The organism is Streptomyces sp. NPDC091282 (assembly GCF_044757385.1).
GTDB lineage: Bacteria > Actinomycetota > Actinomycetes > Streptomycetales > Streptomycetaceae > Streptomyces > Streptomyces gramineus.
On sequence record NZ_JBIVUX010000013.1, the window covers coordinates 25,211 to 46,546 of the forward strand.

A 21,336-nucleotide genomic window follows, 5' to 3' on the forward strand; every position below is an offset into this window, starting at 1 on the left:
AGCTCCCCGACCCAAACACCCCTCGTTTTCCTTGACCAACAGCTCGACGCCACCCCAAGCAACTCCCGTTCTCCCCCCGCCGTGTAGAGGCGTCGGCGTTTCGGCCATTTCCTGCATGCAGGCGGTCCAAGCCAGACCAGGGATCCCTTGCCCGCGGGGTCCGGATACACAGTAAGTAGCGGGCTCCCCAGCACGACCGAATGACGTGTGTTCGATATCGCAGCCGTGTCGTTAGACCTCACGACTCTGCCGCAGCGACCGCTCTAGGGGGAACGATGACCTCGGCCATCACGCAGGACCAGCCGCCGCAACCGCCCAGGGGAACCGCACCGCACGACGAAGCGCAGGAGGCCGGTGTTCGAGAGGAGGAATTCCTCTACCGCGACCCGTCGAGGCTCCAGGCCGGTGCGCTGCTGACCTCCCGCACCATGGCCCGCCGCCTGCCCTCGCTCGTCCGGCGCTCGGTGCGGATGGCCTGGCAGGTGGACCGAGGCGCGACTGTCGGACTGCTGGTGTGCCAGATCGCAACCGGCGTCCTCGCCGCTCTCGGCCTCCTGGCCGTCACGGGAACGATCACCGCGCTGGTCGCGTCGGGCGACATCACCGAGCGATTGTGGGACGCCGCCCCGCAGTTGGCCGTGATCGCCGTCGCCGCAGGGCTCCGCGCCCTGCTGGGCATCACCGTGGTCTGGCTGACCGGCCATCTGCGCCCCGTACTCGGGCGGGCAGCGGAACTGACGATGATCGAGGCCGCTCTCGGCACGGAACTGGCCGCCAACAACAAGCCTGGCTACAACGACGCTTACGACATCGCTGACCGTGGCGCTCAGGCCACCCCGGACCTCGTCGAAGAAGCACAGGACGTCCTCGCCGCCACTGCCACGCTCGCCGCCGGCGCCACCGTCCTGACCGTCCTGCACCCGCTGCTTCTTCCCCTTCTCTTCCTCGCCTGCCTGCCACAGGCCGCCGCCTACGTCCGTTCCGCCCGCGTGATCTACCTCGCCGGACTCGAGACCTCCGGCCGGCGCCGGATGCTGGGCAAGCTGCGTTGGCACATGGCCTACCAGGAATCCAGCGAAGAGATGCGCGCTTGCCTGGCCGGCCCCTTCCTCATCGGCCGGTACCGTCGGCTGGCCGCCTCGGTCAACGCCGCCGAACGCAAGGCCGCGAACACCGGTGCCTGGATGGGGCTGGCCGGAGCGGCCGCCGGCGGGGTCGCCTCGACCGCGGTGTGGGCGGCGTTGCTCTGGCTGCTGGCCTCCGGGCGGATGAGCCTGGCGGCCGGCGGCGGTGCCGTCTTCGCTCTCCAGACCGCCACCGGCTCGGTGCGCGGCATCATCAACGGCGGTGCACGCCTGGTACGCACCGGCTGGTACGTGCAGGACTGGCAGAACTTCCTCGACAACGCGCACGGCCAGGCCATGACCGATTCCCGCGGCACCGCACCCGTCACGGCGCCCCCGGAGCGCTTCGAGGTTCGGGAGGTCGCCTACCGTTACGACGGCGCCCCCGAGAACAGCCTGAGCGATGTCTCCCTGCACGTGCGGCGCGGGGAGATCGTGGCGCTGGTCGGGGAGAACGGCTCCGGCAAGACGACCCTCTCACGCCTGCTGTGCGGGCTGCTGCTGCCCACCGAGGGTGACGTGGCCTGGGACCACGCCTCCACCGCCGACCTGGATCCATGGCGGTCGTGGGAGCATGTCGCGCTGGTGCCGCAGAAGTTCACGTATCTGCCGCTCACGATGCGCGACAACATCACCTTCGGGCAGGGCGACACCAGTGACGCGGCCCTGCTCTCCGCCTGCGAGGCGTCCGGCGCCGCGGGAATGCTTCCCGGACTCCGCTCGGGCCTCAACACGCTGCTGACCAGCGAGTGGTTCGGCGGACAGCAGCTGTCCGGCGGGCAGTGGCAGCGCCTGGTCCTCACCCGCGCGTTCCACCGGCAGGCGTCGCTGCTGGTGATGGACGAGCCCACGGCCGCCCTCGACGCCCGCGCCGAGCACCGGATCTTCGCCGGTCTGCGCGAACTGGCCAAGGACCGAGCCATCTTGCTGATCACGCATCGGCTCACGAACGTTGCCGTCGCCGACCGGATCGTGGTGCTGGACAAGGGCCGGATCGTCCAGGAGGGCACCTACACGCAACTCACCCAGGAACCGGGGCTCTTCCGGACCCTGTGGGAGCTGCAGCGCCGGATGAGCGGCGACGCCTCCTCATGACCCCCTCGCCGTTCCGCGCTGCCCACTGATCCGTCCACCGCCTCGGAAGGCATAGATACGTGACCTCTCCCCTCTCCTCTTCGGATCACGTCTCACCACGTGCTGCCCTGCCCGCCGCTCGGTACGCCGCATCCCGGCATGCGGTGTGGCTCGGCGCCGCCGCGATCATCACCGACGAGGCCGGCCGGATCCTGCTGGTGCACCCCACCTACCGCGAGGACGACTCGTGGCTGCTGCCCGGAGGGGTCGTCGAACCCGGTGAACACCCGCACGTCACCTGCCGACTTGAGATCACCGAGGAACTGGGCCTGGATCTGCCCCTGTCGGCCGTGCTCGCCGTCCACTCCTTCTCCCGGAATCGCCCCGACTTCTGCTCAGGCCTGCCCTGCCCCGGCGAGGTCCGGTTCGTCTTCGACGGGGGAATCCTCACCTCCGACCAGGTGGAGGCGATCCGCCTGCCGCACGAAGAACTGTCCGAGTACGCCTTCGTGGAGACATGGGATGCGATGCAGCGGTTGCGTCCCGTGGACGGGAAGATCATGCTCGCCGCCTACCGTGCCCGGCTCGGGAGCACGGCCACCGCCCACCTCGCCGACGGCCGGCACATCCTCGACGTCCCGGCCCTGGACCGCTTGGACGTCCACGTCCGCTACCGGCCCTTGTGGGACAGCCCTCTGCACCGGGGCCCCGTCCCGGGCCCATTGCCCGTGCGGCAAGCCTGGGCGTGGTGCTTCGTCCCCGACGGCCGGGTCGTCGTCGTGGCCGACCCCGGCCCGCGAGGCGCACTTCCGATGCTGCCAGGCGGCACCGTGGAGAGCACCGACGCGACGCCCGAGGACACCCTGCACCGCGAGGCCGCCGAGGAAGCCCAGCTCACCCTGGCCGATCCGGTGCGACTGGGCTGGGTGCTGGACGAGACCGGTGAGGTCTACGGCGGCGTGGGGCCCAACGCGCGGCTGCGCCTGGCAGCACGGGTCACTGCCATCGGGCCGGCCGCCGTCGACCCCGCCACCGACCGCCCCTTCGCCCGCCTCCTCACGGCCCCCGCCCAGGCTGCCGCCCTGCTGGGCTGGGGCCCGCCCGGCGTGCGCCAAGCCCGGCTCGCGATGGAGGCGGCACGTGAGCGGTGGGGCCTGCCCGCCGCCCGCGCCGCTGCCGTCGAGGAGATCCCCGCAGAGGGGATGCGGCTGAGCTGACGCGACCCCGCCCGACCTCGATTCCTCCCGCCGCACACCCTGTGAGGTAGCCCCATGCCACTGTCGTACGACCACATCCGCGCCTCCGTCGACCGATATCTCGTTCGCCACCCTCACGAGAGCGAGCCGCTCGGCGCCTTCCTGGAAGTCCTGGAGCGGACCAGGGACGGCATCGCCAACCGCTCCAGCTTCACCGGACACGTCACTTGTGGCGCGGTCGTCGTCGACCAGCTCGGCCGCGTCCTGCACGTAGTGCACCTGGCGAGCGGGAAAGTCCTCATCCCGGGCGGACGCACCGGGCCTTCCGACGACTCCCTGGCAGCGACCGCACTTCGAGAGCTCCATGAGAAGACCGGGATCCCGTCCGGGTCCGTCACGCCATGGCCCGGCTACGAGGCCGTACCGTTCGACATCGACATCGACATCGACGCCCGCTCCGGCAATGACGAAGCCAACCCTCAACACTTCGCCCTCCGGTTCCTCTTTCGCCTGCGCACCACGCCCGAGGCACCGGTCGTGGCGCGCGAGGAAGAGGTCGGCGGCATCGAGTGGCGGACCGTGGACCGGGTGACCTCTCCGACCCTGCGCGAGAAGCTGCTCAAGCTTCCGACGGAAGCCGAACCGGAGACGGCCAACGCCTCGGCCTTGATCTACAACGACCGCGGCGAGTACCTGCTCCACCTGCGCGACTACTTCCCCGGCCGGATCTGGGAGCCGGGCATGTGGTCCCTGCTGGGCGGCGGCCGGGAGCCCCAGGACACCACGCTGGAGCACACCGTGCGGCGGGAACTGGCCGAGGAAGCCGGCCTCGACCTCGCCGATCTGACCCCGTTCGGAACCGAGTACGCCACCGACGACGCAGGCGCGACCCTGCCCATCGCCATTTACGCCGGGCGCTGGAACGGCGACCCGCGAGACCTCCGCCTGACAGAAGGGGTGATGCTGGCCTGGTTTCCGCCCGATGACCTGCACCGTCTCCGTATCGCAGACACCACCAGCGACCTCGTACGGCGCCACGCGGCCGGCTCCTCGGCCAGCACAGCGGCGAAAGGAGGGCTCGCACCGCGCGAGGAGCACGGAGCTTCGCCGCACGGCACGGTCCTCAATGTCATCGGCGTCCATCTCTACCTGGAGCGGCCCGACGGAACGGTGCTTCTCGGGCTACGCCACCCCGACTCAGCGTTCGCTCCGTCCACCTGGCACGTCCTGGCCGGTCACTGCGAGCAGGAGAACGCCGTCGCCTGCCTGATCAGGGAGGCCTGGGAGGAGGCGGGCCTGCACATCGAGCGCCAGGACGTCGACCTGGTGCACGTCGTCCACCACATCGACGGAGCCGGGGACCGGCCGCGCATGGGCTTGTTCTTCCGCGCTCGAGCCTGGAGCGGCGAGCCGGAGCTGCGTGAGCCGGACAAGTGCACCCAGTGGAGATTCTGGGACCCGGCCGCGCTGCCCGACAACCTCGTCCCCTACACCCGGGTGGCCATCGGAAACATCCTGAACGGGCAGCTGTACAGCGAGACGGGCTGGCCGGCATGACCGGCACACCCGGCGACGCACCCGGTCGCGTGTCCGCTCCCACCTCGGCCGGACGTCCGGACACCCGCCTTGTGGTGATCCGCGGAAACTCGGCGTCCGGCAAGTCAAGCGTGGCCCAGGGTTTGCGAGACCACCACGGCCGCGGTATCGCGATCGTGAGCCAGGACGTGATCCGCAGGAACGTTCTCAGGGAACACGACACCGCGCGCGGCGCCAACATCGCTCTGTTGGGCAGAATCGCGCGTGACGCCCTGAACGCCGGCTTCCACGTCGTGCTCGAAGGGATCATGTACGCCGACCGTTACGGCCACATGATCACGTCCCTGGTACGGGACCACCGCGGCGTCTCCAGCTGCTACTACCTGAACGTGCCGCTGGAAACCACCCTGATCCGGCACGCGTCGAAGGCAGATGCCGCCTACCTGGAACAGGTCACCGGCACCCACCTCGCCTCCTGGTATCGCGAACTGGACCTGTTGCCCGGCGGTCTGGAGACCGTGATCCAGGCCGACAGCACACTTCAGGACACCATCGCGCGGATCGTGCGCGAAACAGATCTGACCCCTGCCGCCCCCGTCCCGCCGCCGCAATGCAGGCCGTCACACGGAGCCCCGACGCCCCCTCTGGTGTTGATGTCCGATCCGCGGGTCGCTGCGATCCCCGTGCGCGAGTGCGGGGAACCGCTCGTCGACGTCCGGGACCACGACTTCCGTGTCGATCCCCGCAAGCAAGATCCGGCAGGTGCATTCGCCCACGTCCGCGAGGGCGTCCTGGCCCGACTGCATCACGCCCGCTCGCTCCTGCCCGCCGGCATCGATCTGCTGTTCGTCGAGGGCTACCGGCCGCCCTCCCTCCAGCGGCGCTACTTCACCGAATACCGCGACGGGCTGGCCGTCGCCCAGCCCGGCTGGACAGTTGAACGGCTGCACGAGGCGGCCAGCCGTTACGTGTCGCCGCCGGAGATCGCACCCCACTCCGCGGGCGCAGCCGTGGACGTCACCCTCGTCGACCAGGACGGCCACGAACTCGACCTCGGCACCCGCGTCAACGCCTCCCCCGAGGAGAGCGACGGGGCCTGCTTCACATACGCCCCGGACCTCGGCAATGAGGCGCGTCACCACCGCGCGCTGCTGCTCAACGCCATGGAGAGCGCGGGCTTCACCAATTACGGAACGGAGTTCTGGCACTTCTCGGCAGCAGACCGGTACGACGCGCTGATACGGAGGGAGCCGCACGCGAGTTACGGGCCCATCGAACTGGCCTGACCCACCGGCGCTCCCGTCCACTCCATCGCCACCCACTGCGACTTGGAAGCACGAGGGCGTGCCCACGGCTTGGTCGCGATCCCAAGACCGCAGCAGACGGAACGACATCGAAGGGAGGCACGATTGCGGGGCTTCGTAGTAGCATCGCGGCTGGCACGACTGCCCCACGGGCGGCGGGTGGACCTGTCTCTCCGGCGGGCCGGTATGAGAGAAGACCCGCTTCCTATTGCGGTTGCCAAGCCGTCGGAGCCCGTTTCCGGGGACAAAGCCAGTCAGGGGATGGGCTCGTGGCAGGTGTAGCGGTTGATGATGTCCTGATGCAGTGCGGTTCGCTCGATGTCGGGCAGGTCGCCGCCCTGACCGCCAGTGACCGCGTCCGGGAGATGGCGAAGAAGGCCCTGAGTGAGCTCTTTCACAGTGGCCCACTAATCCCGCAGCGGCAGCCCTCCCGCCGTGCAAGGGACTGACGCCCGCCGGTGGGCGGGGAACCGAGAATTCCGGCCATCCCGCGAGCTCCAGGGTTAGGCGTCGACCCCCTTCAAGGAATCGGGCACCGAGGCCCGTTGGGCATGGCGATAGAAACCGCACTTGCATCAATGGACCCCGGCCCCAACTATCGAAGTAGGCTGACCGGTGTCACCAGTCCGGCCAAATAATGATCAGTATGTCGAACATTTTCCCTCCCCGTACTTTTTACTGACGCAGCCCTTCGGAATTCTCCTCAGAACTCGAAAAAAGCGGGTTCAGCGGAACGGCCCGAAGGGTCTGAGAAGTTTTGATTTCCCGGACAACCCATTTTCTGGCGCAACTCGCGCCAAGGTCCACCCCAGTTCTTCACGGACGTCACCGGAACGCGTCTTGCTGGGGTCGATCCCCGATGCGAACGCCGCGCTTCCCGTCCTGCGGAGATGTTCAGCGACGACCCGAAACGGTCGACTGTGACCTCGCCTGCCAGTCCCTCAACCGGTTGGTCGACGGACTCTGATAATCGATTCCCGGGTTGCCCCTCGATACCGCCAGAGCGCCCCAGCTGTATTGATCACAAGCGTTGTCACTGATCGCTGGGCTTGATCATGACGAGGAACTCCGGTGTATCGGAGCTGTCCAGGACTGCACCGACTCGGAGTCTTCGTGGGGAAGTACCGACGCGGCGCGCCCCGTGCGACACCCCCGTCCGACGGGCCATTTCCCGCAGCCCCACGGACGCCGAGCCCTCGGTCAGCACAAGGTCGACCTCGACACCAATCAACCGCTCCCGAAAGGAGCCCTTATCAGACAGCTCGCACGCTCGCAACAGCATGCTGGTCCGGAAACAGGTGCCCGGATGAAAGTCCTCCTGGCCGACTGCACCTACGAGGAGGCCGGCGAGTGTCCGCGGTCGGGGCACCTGCTGTCCGACCCGTAGGACGCTTACGGATTCACTATGAGTCCGACGGACACCCTGCGGCGGCTCTCACCTCCACAGCGCACGACAGTCTCGTCCGCGTCGCCGAGGCGAAGTCCTACGAGCAGTCCGGGTCGGCGGCCACCAGGGAAGCCCTTTTGCAGGTCAGGCTTACGGCCGGCACGCCCACGGGCGGGCGCGCACCGGCAGTCGGATGAAGCCCACCTACAGACAACAGCCCGAGAGACCTCAACACAGGCCGGTCCCGCGACACCGTCCTGCGGATCTCCTACGGGGCCATCCCCGTCCCGAGCCTCAGGGCCCCCGGCACCGGGTTCCTGCTCCTGGCCGTACCGCGCAGCCCCTACGGCTCGCCGTGCCTGCACCGGCCCAGGTTTCCAAGGGCGCGCGGCGGTCTGGCCAGTCCGCAGCAGGTCAGGCGATCTCGGAGTCGATGCCGGTGATCACTGCGGGGCCGAGTGGCACTCCCTCCGTGTCGAGCCCGGCGTCCCGCAGCGCGGTGTCCGCGAGCCGCCGCGCCTCGCGTTCCGCGTCGGCGCTGGTGTCCGCCTCCACGGTGAGCCTGAGGGCGAAGGTGTTGTCGTCGTTGACGGCGAGCACGTCCAGGTCCTCGGCGCTGCCCAATTTGGTGCCGTGCGGATCTGCGGGCCGCAGCGCCCGCCCAAGCCGCTGCCGTGCCGCGTCGTCAACGCCTGCGGTGAAGGTGCCGGGCACGGTGATCACGTAAGTGGTCATGAGGATCCTTCCGTCGGGTGCCACACCGCCTACCCCAAATCACGGCGAGGAGTGCGTCCGTACTCCGGACGGCTCATCTCCGCGCGGCGAGCGGTCTCGTAGACGAGCTGCCCCCGATCGCGATACCGCTGTACCAAAGCCGGGGGCGGCCCAGATCCGACGCCAGTCGAGGTCTGGCAGCGGATATACCCCGCCGCACCGGCCCGCCGGTGCACCGGGCACCGCGCGGCCGCCGCGGGCCGATGCGACCTCGGCGGGATGGCCCGCGCACTGCCCGACGAGCCCGCGACCATCGGCGAGACCCGCGGCTATCTGCAGAATGCCATCCGCCTACTAGAGTCCAAGCACGAACCGGCCGCCTTCTTCGAGGAAATGGTGCGTCTCTACCCCGACCACCTCAACCGCACGCCGCTCTGGCTCTCGGCGGCCAGCCTCCTGAGTCACTGACACCGCCGGAGCAGGCGGGCATCCGTTGGAGGCCTGAGTCGCCGACCAGCAGCCCCGGCATTACGCAGCCCGTACCTTCGCGGCCCGCACGTGGGGCAGTTGGAGACGCCCGACATGGTCCGGTACCGGCCCATCGCGGAACACGCGGTGGGATGCCGACCTCGCCGCCGCCTCCCTCCACTACCACGCATGCGAAGCCATCTCTGGGCCCCCCACACACATCGAGACGATCACCGTGTGAATGGGCGCATACGGCATCAACGGCTAAGCGGTGGTGGTGAAGCTGGGCGCCTTCGTGGTCGACAGCTGCCGCAGGGCCGGCACGTTGAGCCCGGAACGTCGCACTGACCTGCATGCGCTCAACATGCGCTAGTGACCGTCACGGGTTGAGGAGGCCTCGCCTGAGGGCCCGTCAGCGAGCTGGATCAACAGGCTCTCACGAACCAGATGTCAGTCCAGTCAATGTATCCCGAAGATCCCGAGCTGGCGACGCCCCAGGGCTGTCCATTGGCCCGCAACCATTTCACCGCGGTTCCGGGGGTCTGATGGTTGTAGAACTCTCCGGGCCCGGAGAGTCCGATGGGCTCGTTTACTCCGCACTTGTAGAAGTCGAACCGAAGACCGTTCCAGTCCACGCCACAGACGTGCCCGTAGGCGCAGGAGATGGTCGCGGGCGCGGCTTCGGAGACCTGCGGAATGCCCAGCGTCGCCCCTGCGGCCAGGAGACTCGATGCGACTCCGAGGCCGAGCTTTCTGTTAAGACCCATGACACCCTTCCACACACATGATGCTCCGACAGCGGATGCGTGCAGGTTAGAGACCTCCTGGAAATAGAAACCATCGTTTCGAACCTCGTCGAAATGACAAACCGACCCGACGATGCCAGTGCGGTGCTCGGGAATGACCAGTGGACCCCAACCTTGCCGCCACCCGACAGATCCTCGCCTGTGAAAGGACGCCTCCACGAACCCACGCAGCACGTCGAGAGCGCCGGCCGTGCGCCTTGCCCCACCCGACCCGTCCTGATCACAACGCTGTTCGCGCACCTCGCCCTGCTCAGCCTCATCACCGCCCACGCCACACGGCATTACCCGCAGCCGCGCAACCTCCCTGCACCGGACGCCCGGTGCGACGATCACCCCGCCGGTCCGGGACGCCCTGGCCCCGCTGCCCGTCACGGACGAGCGGCCGGTCGGGTCACCGAGGGCCTCGGGTCCGGGCCCGGATGTCCGAAGTGGTCCTCCAGCTCGTGCCGCAGGAACTCACCGATCTCCGTCTGGCCGGCGCCATCCCGGAGCTGGCGAAGAAGGGGGACGAGCATGCAGTCGTACTCGTCCTGTACATCGTCGGCGACGCCGATCGGATCCCACTCATTGAGTAGATGACGCAGGCGATTCTCGGTGCCGCCAATTCCAGATCGCATCGCCCCAGGCTGGTCGGCGGGACCCGCCACCGTCACTCACCCCCGCATTGATCCAAACGAAACCGCCCAGCCGATCTGACGGCACTCCACTTCGGCGCTCAGGTGGAGGTCGCTGCCGTAGATCTCGTCACCCGTGAATCATGCAGCAATGAAGCCAGCGTCCCGGGCCCGGGGGGGCAGCTCCGTGGCCAGGGCGTGATCGGCGTCGGCTCGCGTTCGATCGTTCCGGTCGGGTGGCCCCGATGGGAGCAGGTCAGGAATCCTCGCGGCAGCGTGCGGCGGCGGTCAGGATCACCCGGTCTGGTGGGCGGAGGCTGGTGTGGGGCAGCGGATTGGACCCGGCGTACGAAGAACGGTGGCAACCGCTGACCAGTTGACCTCCGGTGTGAGAGAGGGCCGGTTCGTATGCCCCCTCTTTCTCATGCCTCATATGTCGGGGCGCGGGTACGTCAGCTGATCTTGCTCCCTGTGCAGGTGGTCGCGATCGACGTGCAGTGCTCGAAGCCAGGAAGGGTCACGAAGAAGCCGTCACGATCCAGCATGCGCTACGAGGGAGTGGGAAAGCCGGTGAATGCCCTCCGTTTCAGCACGCTTGGAAGGGCCGCACGTCCACACCGCTCCGTACTGGCCGGCCCGTTCGTGGCCGTACGGGCGTCTGCGAGTATGCCCAACTGTGCACACTTACTCCCCTACGTCACCAGGTTCACGCTGTGGGGGAAACCGCGGGACTCGTGCGTCGAGGCCATCGCGAACTCGTCGCAGTCCACCGACCCCACCGACGTGTCGGACTCGTACGACCCAACCAGTTGACGCTTCAAGTAAGGCATGCCTAACCTAAGTCGCTCTTGTCATCCCCCCGCTCTCAAGAGGTGGCCAGTCATGCCCCTGCCGAATCCGTCGTCCGGTTCGCTGCTGTTTGCGGCGCCGGCACCGTCGACCCCGCTCGGCCCGTTCGAGGACAGCGCCGTGGCGTGGGCGGCGTGGGTGACCCTGATGGGAACGGTCGGGGTGACGGCGCTGGCCCTGACAGCCGCAGGACCAGCTGCACGTCGAATCGGTGCCGACACCCTTAGCGCGGTGACGACCCGTCTCGCCCGCACAGCCGTCGTCCTGGCCCTACTGGCGGTCGTCGCGGTGCTTACCGACCTCGCTCACTCCGGAGAGGCCGGCGGATTTCACTACCGGGACGCATGGAACCTGCTCTACGACGGCACCAACGCGGGCCGACTGTCCGGGCTGGAGGTGACGATGCTGCTCGTCAGCGCGGCACTCACCGCCCCACTCGCCCTCCGTGCGGCGGCAGTTGGCCGAGTGCGCACGAGTCTGCTCACGGCAGGCCTGGGCACGGGACTGATCGCCCTGGGCACCACCAAATTCCCGGACGCGGCACCCGACGACTGGGGTCGCACCGTCTTCGAGACAGCCACGTGGATGCTTCATCTGTTCGGCGGAGCCGTCTGGTTGGGCGGATTGGCGGGACTGGCCCTGCTGGCCCTTCCCGGTGCCGTACCGCCCGCCGAGCGCGCGGCCTTCTGGTCCACCACCATTCGCCGCTTCTCAGCCGCCGCCATGGGCTGCGTCACCGCCATCACCCTGTCCGGGCTGTTCCTGTACTGGGAGCACGTCGACGGCCCCTCACAGCTGTTCACCACCATGTACGGTCGTGTCCTGGGCGTGAAGATCCTCATCTTCGGAACCCTGCTCCTGCTCGGCGTCTTCAACCAGTTCTGGCTGCACCCGAGGATCGACGCACTGCGGGCCGGCGGTGACGAACGCCCGCTGCGCACCATCCTGCTACGCCAGTTCCCCGCGGTGGTCACCGTCGAGACCCTCCTGGGCATGGCGCTCCTCTTCGTCGCGCCCTTCCTGCACGGCTCGGCGCGCAACCAGGCGTTCCAGGCCGAAACGGCGAAGCACTCCGCGACCGTGATCTCTCCGGAAGATCTGCCGAGGCTCGCCGACAAGGCCGTCAGCACCTCCACCTGGGTGCTGGGAAGCACCGAGACACTCGTCCTCATCGCCTTGATGATCGGCGGATACTGGTACTCGGGAGTGCTGGCCAGGCGACGCACCGCTGCTGCTTCCGAACACGAGCCCACCAGAGGGGGTCTCGTCGAAGCCTGAATTCCCCGGAGGACCGAGATCCCGGAAGGGAAGAATTAGGCCCGTGCCCACAGGCCCCTGTCCGCGGTGCTCGCGTCGGCTGGGGGCCTGTCGCCGTTCCGGAGTTCTCAAGGCGCAGCTCTTGTCTACCTCGGCTGTCCCTGACTGGTTGGTACGGGTGCCACTGGGCGGACTGCGGTGAAGTCATGGGACGCGTAGCGGGTGGCGGAGAGCAGCAGCAGCCATTCGCCGCAGCCCTGCCACGGGGAGAGGTCGCTGGCCCCTCCGCGCACGACCCGCGGTCCGTCCCCGGTGCGGGGGCGTGCGTCCACCGGCGCGTCCTTGAAGTGCGGGATCCATACGTCGGCGCAGATTTCATTGGCCGACCCCATCGCCGCCAGCCCGAAGGCGTTCTCGGCCGCGGAGGTGCCTTGCTCGTCGGCGAAGTCGTCGAGAATCTGGTCCTCGTCCGGCCTGTCGTCCCCGCGGAAGTTCAGGGTGGTCGTACCGGCCCGGGCCGCGTACTCCCATTCCGCCTCGCTGGGCAGCCGGAACGGCAACATGCGCAGCAGGTCGTCCAATTCATCCTCAAGGCGGGCCGTGCTCGTATCCGAGGGGGCGAAGCTGTCCTCGTACTCGGGCAGCCAGTGCCGTACTTGCGCCACGGTGAGCGGATGCCGGGCGATCAGGAACGGTTCGAGCCGCACGTCCCGCACCGGCCGGGCCTGGTCGGCACCGGCGAAGAACGGTTCGAGGTCGTCATTAGCACCGCCGGCCCGCTCGATGGCGCGAACGGCGTCCAGTTCCGCGTCGGACAAGCCCATCCGGAACGTCCCACCGGGTACGGCTCGAAATACAACCCCGGACGGCGTGTGCCGCCAAGCCGGCCGGCCTGCCACGATCTCTTGCGCCCACATGGTGCGGACGCTAGCAGTCGGGCGTCACGGAGGAAGACGGCGACCAGGAGGGGAGCGTGAGCGATTGGTGACCTGCTGGACGCCGGAGTGGGGAGGCTCGCGGGTTCGTGCGTGATGTGTCAGGCAGGATGAGGCTCCAGGTGGCGGCTGCCGGGCGGCTTCGACACTCGGCAGGCTCAGTGGTCTGCCGCGGGTCCGATCGCCTATGTGGAGGCCGAGTACTTCGGTGGAGTCGGCGATTGACGAGCCGCTGTCTGGGCTGACGGTGCACTGGCGCTGAGTCCGCTGGATAAGGCGATCGAGAAGTGGTTCTCTCGGGCGGTCAGCCCCATCTCCCAGGCCCTGCAGCGGCTGGGCGCCCGAAGGGGCCTGGGCGAGGACGAGTTCGAGGCCGTGAGGCTGGACCACCATCGCAGCAACGAGGACTGGATCTCCAGCACCGGCCAGGCCGGGTGGGATCGTTGGTGAAGCACTGGGGGGAAGGCGCCGTTGAGGCAAGCGGGTTGACGGTACTTCTACGCCGCCTCTAAGTTCACGACTTGTAAAAAGTTGTGAACCCCTTGTTTCACCGCACTGATCGTCCACCACAGTCGCATCAGCCACCCGCCGTCGGAACGACCCGCCCGATCCAGCACCCGCACCCCCGCCCGGCGTCGGACGAGCGGGCCTCACCGGCTCACACCGAGCGGCAGGCGACATCCCCCACCCGATCAGGAGTTCCCGTGCCTCTGAGACACCCCCACTGGTGGCGACCGCGCTCCCGGACCTCCGGTCCCGTGGTGCGCGGCCGTCGGGCCACGCTCGCCCTGACCGCGACGGCGGTCGGCGCGCTGCTCGCACCCGTCGCTCTGACCGCAGTGAACGCGCCGTCGGCCCAGGCGGCCGGCGCTCCCGTTCAGGTGTACTTCAGCTCGGAGTCGACCGCGTCGGGATTCGGGCCGGCCAACGCGAACTGGTTCACCAACCCGGCGACGGGGCTGGCCTCGACCCGGTACCAGTTGTCGCGGCAGTCCGACCTCACCGCGGTCTCCGCCTCGGGCACGGCCACCATCACCGCCGACACGGGCACCCGTTACCAGTCCGTCCTCGGCGTCGGCTCCTCACTGGAGGAGTCCACGATCTACAACCTGTCCCGGATGAGCGCGTCCGCGCGTACCGCGGCGCTGCGCAAGCTCGTCGACCCGGTCAACGGCGCCGGGTTCAACATCGCCCGGATCCCGCTGGGTTCGAGCGACTTCACCTCGCGGCAGTTCTACACCTACGACGACGGCGCGGCCGACCCGAGCCTGTCGCGGTTCTCCATCCAGAAGGACATCGACTACAACATCATCTCGGTCCTCAAGGAAGCGAAGGCGATCAACCCCAACCTGCTGTTGTTCGGCAGCGTGTGGAGCCCGCCGGCCTGGATGAAGAACAACAGCAGCCTGATCGGCGGCACGCTTCCCGACGGGAACATCCCCGTACTCGCGACCTACCTGCGCAAGGCCGTCACCGCCTACGCGGGACAGGGCCTGCCGCTGTACGCCGTCACGATGCAGAACGAACCGCTGTTCTCCCCACCGGACTACCCGGGCATGACGCTCACCGCCGATCAGGAACGCAGGATCGCCACCGCGTTGCGCACCGAGCTGAACAGCAACGGAGCGTCGGCGACCAAGATCTGGGCCTTCGACCACAACTTCGGCGACGGCCCGACCTACACCGCCGGGGTCCTCGGCAGTCCCGGCTCGCCCAGCAGCGCGTTCAACTCGGTCGACGGCATCGCCTTCCACGACTACGGCGGGGATCCGACCTCCATGGGCCAGGTCAAGTCGAGCTACCCGACCAAGGACGTGGCCATGACCGAGCGTGCCGTGTGGGGCACCGCCGGCGCGGACCGGATCGTCCAGTACTTCCGCAACCAGTCGATCATGTACCAGGACTGGGTCACCATGCTCGACCAGAACCGCAGCCCTGAGCAGTGGTCCGGGGCACCCGACCCGACCATGTTCATCCAGTCGCCGAGCAACCCGGACACGTACTGGGCACTGCCCGAGTACTACATCGTCGGCCAGTTCTCGAAGTTCATCGCACGGGGCGCCACCCGGGTCCAGACGAACAACGGGACCAGCGGCAGTGTCACCAACGTCGCCTTCCTCAATCCGGACGGCAGCCTGGTGACCGTCGTGGTCAACCAGACGGCCTCCAACCAGCCCGTCACGCTGCGCGCCAACGGCCAGCAGATCAGCAGCACGCTGCCCGCCAAGACGGTGGCGACGTACATCTGGCCCGACGTCGGCGCAGGCAGCACGGGGCCCATCGACCCCGCGAAGTGGTACACGGTCACCAACACCAACAGCGGCAAGTGCGTCGACGACACGGCTGGTTCGACCGCCAACGGCGCCGCCGTACAGCAGTGGACCTGCGTGCCCGGCAGCACCAACCAGCAGTGGCAGTTCCAGGCCACCGACAGCGGCTACTACAAGGTCGTCAGCCGCAACGCGACCAACGCCGTCTGGGACGTCACCGGCGGGACGGGCGCCGGCAACGGAGCGAAGATCCAGCTCTGGGCCTACGGTGGCGGTACCAACCAGCAGTGGAAGCCGGTGCCTGGGGCAGGCGGCACGTACACCCTGACGCCACGCAGCAATCCCGCCCAGTGCCTGGACGTCACCGACGTCTCCACCGCCGACGGCGCCCGGCTCCAGCAGTGGAGCTGCTCCGGCGGTGCCGCCCAGTCCTTCACGCTCACCGCTCAGTAGGCCGGATCGGCGCTGCCCGGCGTTCGGCACCCGCGGTGCCGCGGGACGCGGGGCAGCGCCGCCCGGAAAGGGGACCGCCGGTCGGGCAGGGTGCGGCGGCACGCTCCAGCGCCGCGTTCACCTACCAGGAGCTCACCTACTCCCCCGGGAGTCGACCAAGGCCTGAGACGATGTTGCCGCTCCAAGCTCCAGCGGTGCTGACAGCGGGAATCTGGTCTTATCGGCCGACCGTCGGCGTGCCTGTCGGGTGCCACTCTCGGCGGAGGAGGCCGAAGACCCAGGAGTCGGAAACGTCGCCGTTGACGATGCAGTCCTCGCGGAGTGTGCCTTCGCGGACGAAGCCGAGCTTCTCCAGGACCCGGGCCGACGCCAAGTTGCGCGTGTCGGTCTCGGCCTGGACGCGGTTGACGTCCAGGGTGTCGAACGCCCAGCCCAGGACGGCGTGTGCGGTCTCCGTGGCATAGCCGTGGCCCCACGCGGCGGCTTCAAAGACGTAACCCAGGGACGCACTGCGGAAGTCCGGGTTCCACCGGGTCAGGCCACACCAGCCGATGAACGCACCGTCAGAGACGCGGTCGACGGCCAGCCGCGCTCCCGTGCCTTCCTCCTCGATCGTCCGGCAGATCGCAATGAAGCGCTGGGCACGGACCGGTTCGGTCCAGGGCGGCGAGTCCCAGTACCGCAGCACCTGGGCGTTGCTGTGCAGTGCGTAGAGCGGAGCCGCATCGGTATCGGTGAACGGCCGCAGTCGCAGGCGGGCGGTGTGCAGCTCGGGGGTGAGCAGTGTCATGTGGAGCATCCTGTCGCCCAACGATCGCCCCCGACCATCCATTTACCCGGACTGTCGGGCGCTGCGTGGCACGGTGACCTGGCGCAGAACTGCCGCCTTGGCCCGCTCGAGAACTCACCCAGCCGCGTGCCGTGGTGGAGGACCATTCGTTCGCCGTGCAGCCAGGGGTGCACCCTCCGATCTCGTGGGCCCCCCTGGTCCACGGCCGCCTTTGCTCCGTACAAGCTCGACGCGGGGCGCGCGGGATGGTCACGGCGACCTCCGACCGGGTCCGCCAGCTGGCCGTGTTGCGGCTGACCGGCGCCGCCAGGCGGCACTCGATCAGCCCGGCACGCGCTGGTCCCGGAACGTATGCGGATGGCCCGCCCCCTGTCACGGAGCGGGCCATCGACAGCGTGTAGTGGTGAAAGACGGTCGCCTACGCGGCGAAAGGCTCCATGAGGCTTCAGCCGAACGATCGTCCTCATGGGCAATTGGTGAGGCCCGGGGACACTGTCCCCTTCACCACCACACTGCCTGTAACGCGACTGGCCGGCTCGGCATTCCCTTGGCGGTTGCCTTGTCGCTCATGTCGATGAGCTGTCCGTCCTGCTGGCGACGTCGGCCGTCACGACCCCGGCGAAGGTCATCGCGGTCTTCATTCCCTGCTGGAGCCTCGCAGGGAGATCCAGTATGTACCGATAGGTTGCGCTTTGTGCGAGAAAGCAGTGGGATCAGCCGTCGGTCGGTGCTCAAGGCCATTCCTGCGGGCCTCTCAACGCTCACAGGTGGCCTTCCCGCCAGACAGCCCACGGCGCCGTCCGTGTCGTTCCCACAGCCGGTCGTGGTCGCCTCGCGGTCGGTGCCCGGTCGGCTCTCGTCGGTGCTCGACCAGATCCTCGACGTTCGATTCACCACCGTCACCGTCCCCGGGTACGGCCCCCTCACCACGCGCACCTACAACGGGACGATTCCGGGACCGACCCTGCGGGTGCGCGGCGGGGACGTGCTGCGGTTGACGCAGATCAACGGTCTGCCGCCCAACTCGCCCCACAGCGGGGGTCACAACAGGCCGCACCACGCCAACAGCTTCAACCTGCACACCCACGGCATGCACGTCTCTCCGTCCGGGCACGCCGACAACGTCCTGCGCGAGTTCGCACCGCGGACCGCGGCCCAGGTCGCTGCCGGCGCCGCGGAGCCGCGGTACCTGACGGTCATCGACGTTCCGGTCGGGCATCCCGCCGGCACCTACTGGTACCACCCTCACCTGCACGGATCCACGGCCGAACAGATCGCCGGAGGAATGGCCGGGGTCATCGTCGTCGAGGGCGACATCGACGAGGTGCCCGAGATCAAGGCGGCCGCCGACATCATCGTCTGCATCAACGAACTCAAACTCCAGGACGGCAAGGTCCCCGCCTTCACCTCGGGCAGTTGGATGACCGACATCCCTTCCGTGTTCACCGTCAACGGCACGGTCAACCCGACGATCACGCTGCGCCCCGGAGAGGTCCAGCGGTGGAGAGTCGTCGCCGCAACCGCCTTCACCGCCCTCCAGCTCACGATCATCCACGACCACGGCCACCTGCCTGTGCACCAGATCGCCCAGGACGGCGTCGCCTTCGCCAAGCCGGTCACCCTGACAGAGGTCGAACTCGCCATGGGCAACCGCGCCGACATCCTCGTACGAGGCGGCGAGCCCGGCTCCTACACACTGCGCGCGACGGGAGTGCCCGGGCCTCTCATGACGGTCCGGGTGACGGGTGAGGCGCTCGACCCGCCGATGACACTGCCGGCCTCACTCCCACCGGGCAGACCCTTCCTCGACGAGCGGGACATCTCACATCCTGTGGCGGACCGGGAAGTTGTCTTCCACGCCGACCCCGGCGCCTTCACAGGAGCGTTCCCCAACGCCTTCCGGATGCTCGGTACCCAGGCGACCCCGCCGGCAGACCCGAACGGCGACCTCGCCCACGACCCGGCCTACGGTCTGTTCGACCCCGGCTACACCAATCACACCCTGCGCCTGGGCACCGTCGAACGATGGACCGTCCGCAGCGACGAGACCATGCCGACGTTCAACCACCCCTTCCACCTGCACACCAACCAGTTTCTCCTCACCCACAAGAACGGCCGGCGACTCGACCCGCCCGTCTGGCACGACACCATCGGACTGACCGGCGGAACACCCGGCCAGTCCGCCGCCACCTTCCTCGTCGCGTACGAGGACTTCACCGGCCGCGCCCTCGCCCACTGCCACCAGCTCCACCATGAGGACCTCGGCATGATGCAGACCGTCGCCTACGTCCAAGACCCCGCACCGGCAGCCGAATAGCAACGCCCTCACTGTGAGGGCTTACGGTCGGGTCCTTTCCGTGAGGATGGAGAGATCGTTGTCGACCGTGTAGTAGGGCCGAACGACCGCGCCGCCGATCGCGGCCGTGGGGAGAACGAAGATGTCCTTACGCTCCGCGACATCGTCGAGGAGGCGGCCGATCCGGACCGAGGTCTTGCCGCCGATCGTGACGGACAGGTCCCAGACACGGTTGGCGGCACCGGTGTCACCGGCCAACTCCCCGTAGTCCACGGTGAAGGAGAACCCACGGCCGTCCTTCTCTGTCGCCGGCACGACGGTCCGCTCGGTGCCGCCGCCGCCCCGCACGCGCAGCCGCACGGCCGGAGCCGCGCCGAGGGTGGCGCCGTGCAGCCGTGCCCTGACGGTCATCGAGCGGTCCGTGACATGGACGGCCTCGACCTCCGCGTGGGCGGTGCGCAGCCACGTCCGGACCGCCAGATGGCCGTCCCTGGTGACGTACGGGACACGTACGGCCACCGGTGACGGCCGCTCGCGCAGGTGGCCGTCGAGGAGGGTGCGAAGGTCTCGGAATCCGGGGCCCAGTCGTTGCCGTGGCGCGCCGGGTTCGGGGATCAGGTAGACGTCCCACCGGCCCTCGGCGAGCGCTGGATCCGGCTCCAGGACGGCGCACGATCGGCCGTCCGCCGTCGGTTTCAGGTCCAGGGCATGGAGGATCTTCTCGGGTTGCCCTTTCTTCGGGCGGAGTCGTAGCAGCAGACGGCCCGTGGCCGACGGTGCCCGCAGCACGAAGGTGAGGCGGCCGTCCGCGTCGGCCGTGCAGTCGGTTCGGAGGTCGGCGACGGTCGTCGTGCCGTGTCCGGTGGTCATCGCCTTCCCCTCCGTACCGTGTGCAACGCGCGGGACGCCACGGCTCTCGTCACGTCACGTACGGCGAAGCCCTCGCTGACCAGGGCGCGTTGCAGCCGTCCGGGTTCCGCCGCCACCCGTCGCCCGGACCCGCGCGCGGCCACCGCCTCGTCGATCAGGCACTCGGCCTGCTCCACGACCGGTACGGGGCCGAACCGTCGGGCGTTCTGCAGTGCTCTGCGGCCCATGTGCCGGCGTCGCTCGTCGTCCTGTACGAGTTCCAGCAGGGCGGCGGTCAGCGCCTCGCGGTCTCCGACGGGGACGAGCAGGCCGTCGGCGCCGTCCTCGATGATCTCGCCGGGTCCGTACGGGCAGTCGGTGCTGACGACCGGCAGACCGCAGCGCATCGCCTCCACGATGGTCATGCCGAACGGTTCGAAGTCGGCCGCGGTCGCACCGATCGAACCCTTGACCCACTCCGCCTCCATGGGCGCGGCCGCTCCCATCAAGAAGGCGTGGTCGCTCAGGCCGAGGTCCTCGATGAGCTGCCGCAACCGGGCCTGTTCCTGGCCCCTGCCGTAGATCCGCAGCCGCCAGTCCGGGTGGGCGGCGGCGACCGGGGCGAACGCCTCGACGAGGAGGTCGTAGCGCTTCACCGGGACCAGTCGGCCGGCGGCGACGATCAGCTTCGCGGTGCCGTCCGCCTCGGGCAGCACCGGGTCGGGGACGCTGTTCGGGAGCGCCTTCACCCGGACGCCGGGCAGGCGCATCTTGCGTCGGTAGGAGGCGGCGTCCGCCTCGGTGACCGTGGTCAATGCGTCGAGCCTGCGGTAGGCCCGGCGCAGCGTGGTGCGCAGCCGGGGCGAGTGGCTGTCGAGGGTGAGGTGCTCCTGCCCGATGCGGACGATGTGCTCCGGCGCCTGGCGCGCGAGGTGCACGTTGAGTCCCGGCCGGGTGCCGATGACGACCTCGGCGGCGGTCTGTGCCAGCCACTCGCCGATCCGCAGGTCGGTCAGTTCGCTGTACTGCCGGTAGCGGTACTCGGCGGCGGGGAACACCCGCGCCGGTTTGAGACGCAGTGGATGTTCCTTCTCATGTCTCAAGTCCACCAGGGGCCTTAACGATACGCGTGGGTCCAGGGCGAAGGTCGGGCGTTCGCGGTGTCGCAGTACGGAGACGATCTCCACCTCGTGCCGGTCGGCGAGCGCCTGGGCCAGGTTGAAGGTGGTGGTGATCGTGCCGCCGATCCCATAGGCGTTGTGGAGCAGGAATGAGACCTTCATGGCGGAGTAGACCACACCGGAGTCCGCTTCGTTGCCTGCCGTTACCGGTCCGTTGCCGTGCAGGCCACGTGCCGGCCAGACGAGACAGCGGGCCTCTCTCCCGGCGAACTGTCCGACGTTCGCCGGGATTT

Annotated in this window: 16 protein-coding genes; 9 read left to right on the forward strand and 7 right to left on the reverse strand. The window is 68.6% G+C overall.

Annotated features, from left to right (window positions below):
* Positions 1–275: 275 nt before the first annotated feature.
* From ACIQOE_RS38770 to ACIQOE_RS38785, 4 genes are read left to right on the forward strand one after another with little or no spacing between them, the layout of a single operon-like run.
* A complete protein-coding gene (locus ACIQOE_RS38770) occupies positions 276–2,219 on the forward strand; it encodes an ATP-binding cassette domain-containing protein (RefSeq protein WP_401416750.1) in 1,944 nt (647 codons plus the stop codon).
* Positions 2,220–2,278: 59 nt separating this feature from the next.
* Positions 2,279–3,415 (forward strand): NUDIX hydrolase, encoded by a 1,137-nt coding sequence (locus ACIQOE_RS38775; protein WP_401416752.1) that lies wholly within the window; start codon positions 2,279–2,281, stop codon positions 3,413–3,415.
* Between the two features lie 54 nt (positions 3,416–3,469).
* Positions 3,470–4,951, forward strand: coding sequence for an NUDIX domain-containing protein (locus tag ACIQOE_RS38780; RefSeq protein ID WP_401416753.1), 1,482 nt, complete (start codon positions 3,470–3,472; stop codon positions 4,949–4,951).
* Positions 4,948–6,216, forward strand: a complete 1,269-nt coding sequence (locus ACIQOE_RS38785; RefSeq protein WP_401416755.1) for a M15 family metallopeptidase — start codon at positions 4,948–4,950, stop codon at positions 6,214–6,216. Before ACIQOE_RS38780 ends, ACIQOE_RS38785 begins: the two co-directional genes overlap by 4 nt.
* 272 nt (positions 6,217–6,488) lie before the next feature.
* Here the strand turns inward: ACIQOE_RS38785 and ACIQOE_RS38790 are convergent, their stop codons facing one another.
* Entirely contained in the window at positions 6,489–6,632 is a 144-nt protein-coding gene (locus ACIQOE_RS38790; RefSeq protein WP_401416757.1) for a hypothetical protein, read from the reverse strand.
* 1,403 nt (positions 6,633–8,035) lie between these two features.
* Positions 8,036–8,356: a hypothetical protein gene (locus tag ACIQOE_RS38795; protein ID WP_401416759.1), complete on the reverse strand. Its 321-nt coding sequence runs from the start codon at positions 8,354–8,356 to the stop codon at positions 8,036–8,038.
* 258 nt (positions 8,357–8,614) lie between these two features.
* On the opposite strand from ACIQOE_RS38795, the gene ACIQOE_RS38800 reads away from it, so the two are divergent.
* Together ACIQOE_RS38800 and ACIQOE_RS38805 are read left to right on the forward strand one after the other, a co-directional pair.
* A complete protein-coding gene (locus ACIQOE_RS38800) occupies positions 8,615–8,803 on the forward strand; it encodes a hypothetical protein (RefSeq protein WP_401416760.1) in 189 nt (62 codons plus the stop codon).
* 1,225 nt (positions 8,804–10,028) lie between these two features.
* The gene (locus tag ACIQOE_RS38805; RefSeq protein ID WP_401416761.1) at positions 10,029–10,184 is read left to right on the forward strand and encodes a hypothetical protein; all 156 of its coding nucleotides are present in this window, start codon (positions 10,029–10,031) and stop codon (positions 10,182–10,184) included.
* Between the two features lie 731 nt (positions 10,185–10,915).
* Here the strand turns inward: ACIQOE_RS38805 and ACIQOE_RS38810 are convergent.
* Complete coding sequence (locus tag ACIQOE_RS38810; protein WP_401416762.1) at positions 10,916–11,053, reverse strand: hypothetical protein; 138 nt, start codon at positions 11,051–11,053, stop codon at positions 10,916–10,918.
* A 250-nt stretch (positions 11,054–11,303) separates the two neighbouring features.
* On the opposite strand from ACIQOE_RS38810, the gene ACIQOE_RS38815 reads away from it, so the two are divergent.
* On the forward strand, positions 11,304–12,350 hold the full coding sequence (locus ACIQOE_RS38815; RefSeq protein ID WP_401416763.1) for a copper resistance D family protein: 1,047 nt from the start codon (positions 11,304–11,306) through the stop codon (positions 12,348–12,350).
* 125 nt (positions 12,351–12,475) lie between these two features.
* Here the strand turns inward: ACIQOE_RS38815 and ACIQOE_RS38820 are convergent, their stop codons facing one another.
* Positions 12,476–13,153, reverse strand: coding sequence for a formylglycine-generating enzyme family protein (locus ACIQOE_RS38820; RefSeq protein ID WP_401416764.1), 678 nt, complete (start codon positions 13,151–13,153; stop codon positions 12,476–12,478).
* A gap of 815 nt (positions 13,154–13,968) precedes the next feature.
* On the opposite strand from ACIQOE_RS38820, the gene ACIQOE_RS38825 reads away from it, so the two are divergent.
* Positions 13,969–15,987 (forward strand): RICIN domain-containing protein, encoded by a 2,019-nt coding sequence (locus ACIQOE_RS38825; RefSeq protein WP_401416765.1) that lies wholly within the window; start codon positions 13,969–13,971, stop codon positions 15,985–15,987.
* A 217-nt stretch (positions 15,988–16,204) separates the two neighbouring features.
* Here the strand turns inward: ACIQOE_RS38825 and ACIQOE_RS38830 are convergent, their stop codons facing one another.
* Positions 16,205–16,777 carry a GNAT family N-acetyltransferase gene (locus tag ACIQOE_RS38830; protein ID WP_401416766.1) on the reverse strand — a complete coding sequence of 191 codons (573 nt, stop codon included), beginning with the start codon at positions 16,775–16,777 and terminating at the stop codon, positions 16,205–16,207.
* Between the two features lie 802 nt (positions 16,778–17,579).
* Between ACIQOE_RS38830 and ACIQOE_RS38835 the strand changes: the two genes are divergently transcribed.
* Positions 17,580–19,094: a multicopper oxidase family protein gene (locus ACIQOE_RS38835; RefSeq protein ID WP_401416767.1), complete on the forward strand. Its 1,515-nt coding sequence runs from the start codon at positions 17,580–17,582 to the stop codon at positions 19,092–19,094.
* Positions 19,095–19,115: 21 nt separating this feature from the next.
* Here the strand turns inward: ACIQOE_RS38835 and ACIQOE_RS38840 are convergent, their stop codons facing one another.
* Both ACIQOE_RS38840 and ACIQOE_RS38845 read right to left on the reverse strand, forming a co-directional pair.
* The gene (locus ACIQOE_RS38840; RefSeq protein ID WP_401416768.1) at positions 19,116–19,943 is read right to left on the reverse strand and encodes a transferase; all 828 of its coding nucleotides are present in this window, start codon (positions 19,941–19,943) and stop codon (positions 19,116–19,118) included.
* Positions 19,940–21,205, reverse strand: coding sequence for a glycosyltransferase family 4 protein (locus ACIQOE_RS38845; protein WP_401416769.1), 1,266 nt, complete (start codon positions 21,203–21,205; stop codon positions 19,940–19,942). Before ACIQOE_RS38845 ends, ACIQOE_RS38840 begins: the two co-directional genes overlap by 4 nt.
* Positions 21,206–21,336: the final 131 nt, after the last annotated feature.

Coding starts and splice junctions, on each gene's coding strand:
- ACIQOE_RS38770 (WP_401416750.1), top strand. CDS start 276: ATGACCTCGGCCATCACGCAGGACCAGCCGCCGCAACCGCCCAGGGGA.
- ACIQOE_RS38820 (WP_401416764.1), bottom strand. CDS start 13,153: ATGGGCTTGTCCGACGCGGAACTGGACGCCGTTCGCGCCATCGAGCGG.
- ACIQOE_RS38795 (WP_401416759.1), bottom strand. CDS start 8,356: ATGACCACTTACGTGATCACCGTGCCCGGCACCTTCACCGCAGGCGTT.
- ACIQOE_RS38800 (WP_401416760.1), top strand. CDS start 8,615: ATGGCCCGCGCACTGCCCGACGAGCCCGCGACCATCGGCGAGACCCGC.
- ACIQOE_RS38845 (WP_401416769.1), bottom strand. CDS start 21,205: ATGAAGGTCTCATTCCTGCTCCACAACGCCTATGGGATCGGCGGCACG.
- ACIQOE_RS38780 (WP_401416753.1), top strand. CDS start 3,470: ATGCCACTGTCGTACGACCACATCCGCGCCTCCGTCGACCGATATCTC.
- ACIQOE_RS38830 (WP_401416766.1), bottom strand. CDS start 16,777: ATGACACTGCTCACCCCCGAGCTGCACACCGCCCGCCTGCGACTGCGG.
- ACIQOE_RS38805 (WP_401416761.1), top strand. CDS start 10,029: ATGTCCGAAGTGGTCCTCCAGCTCGTGCCGCAGGAACTCACCGATCTC.
- ACIQOE_RS38810 (WP_401416762.1), bottom strand. CDS start 11,053: ATGCCTTACTTGAAGCGTCAACTGGTTGGGTCGTACGAGTCCGACACG.
- ACIQOE_RS38840 (WP_401416768.1), bottom strand. CDS start 19,943: ATGACCACCGGACACGGCACGACGACCGTCGCCGACCTCCGAACCGAC.
- ACIQOE_RS38785 (WP_401416755.1), top strand. CDS start 4,948: ATGACCGGCACACCCGGCGACGCACCCGGTCGCGTGTCCGCTCCCACC.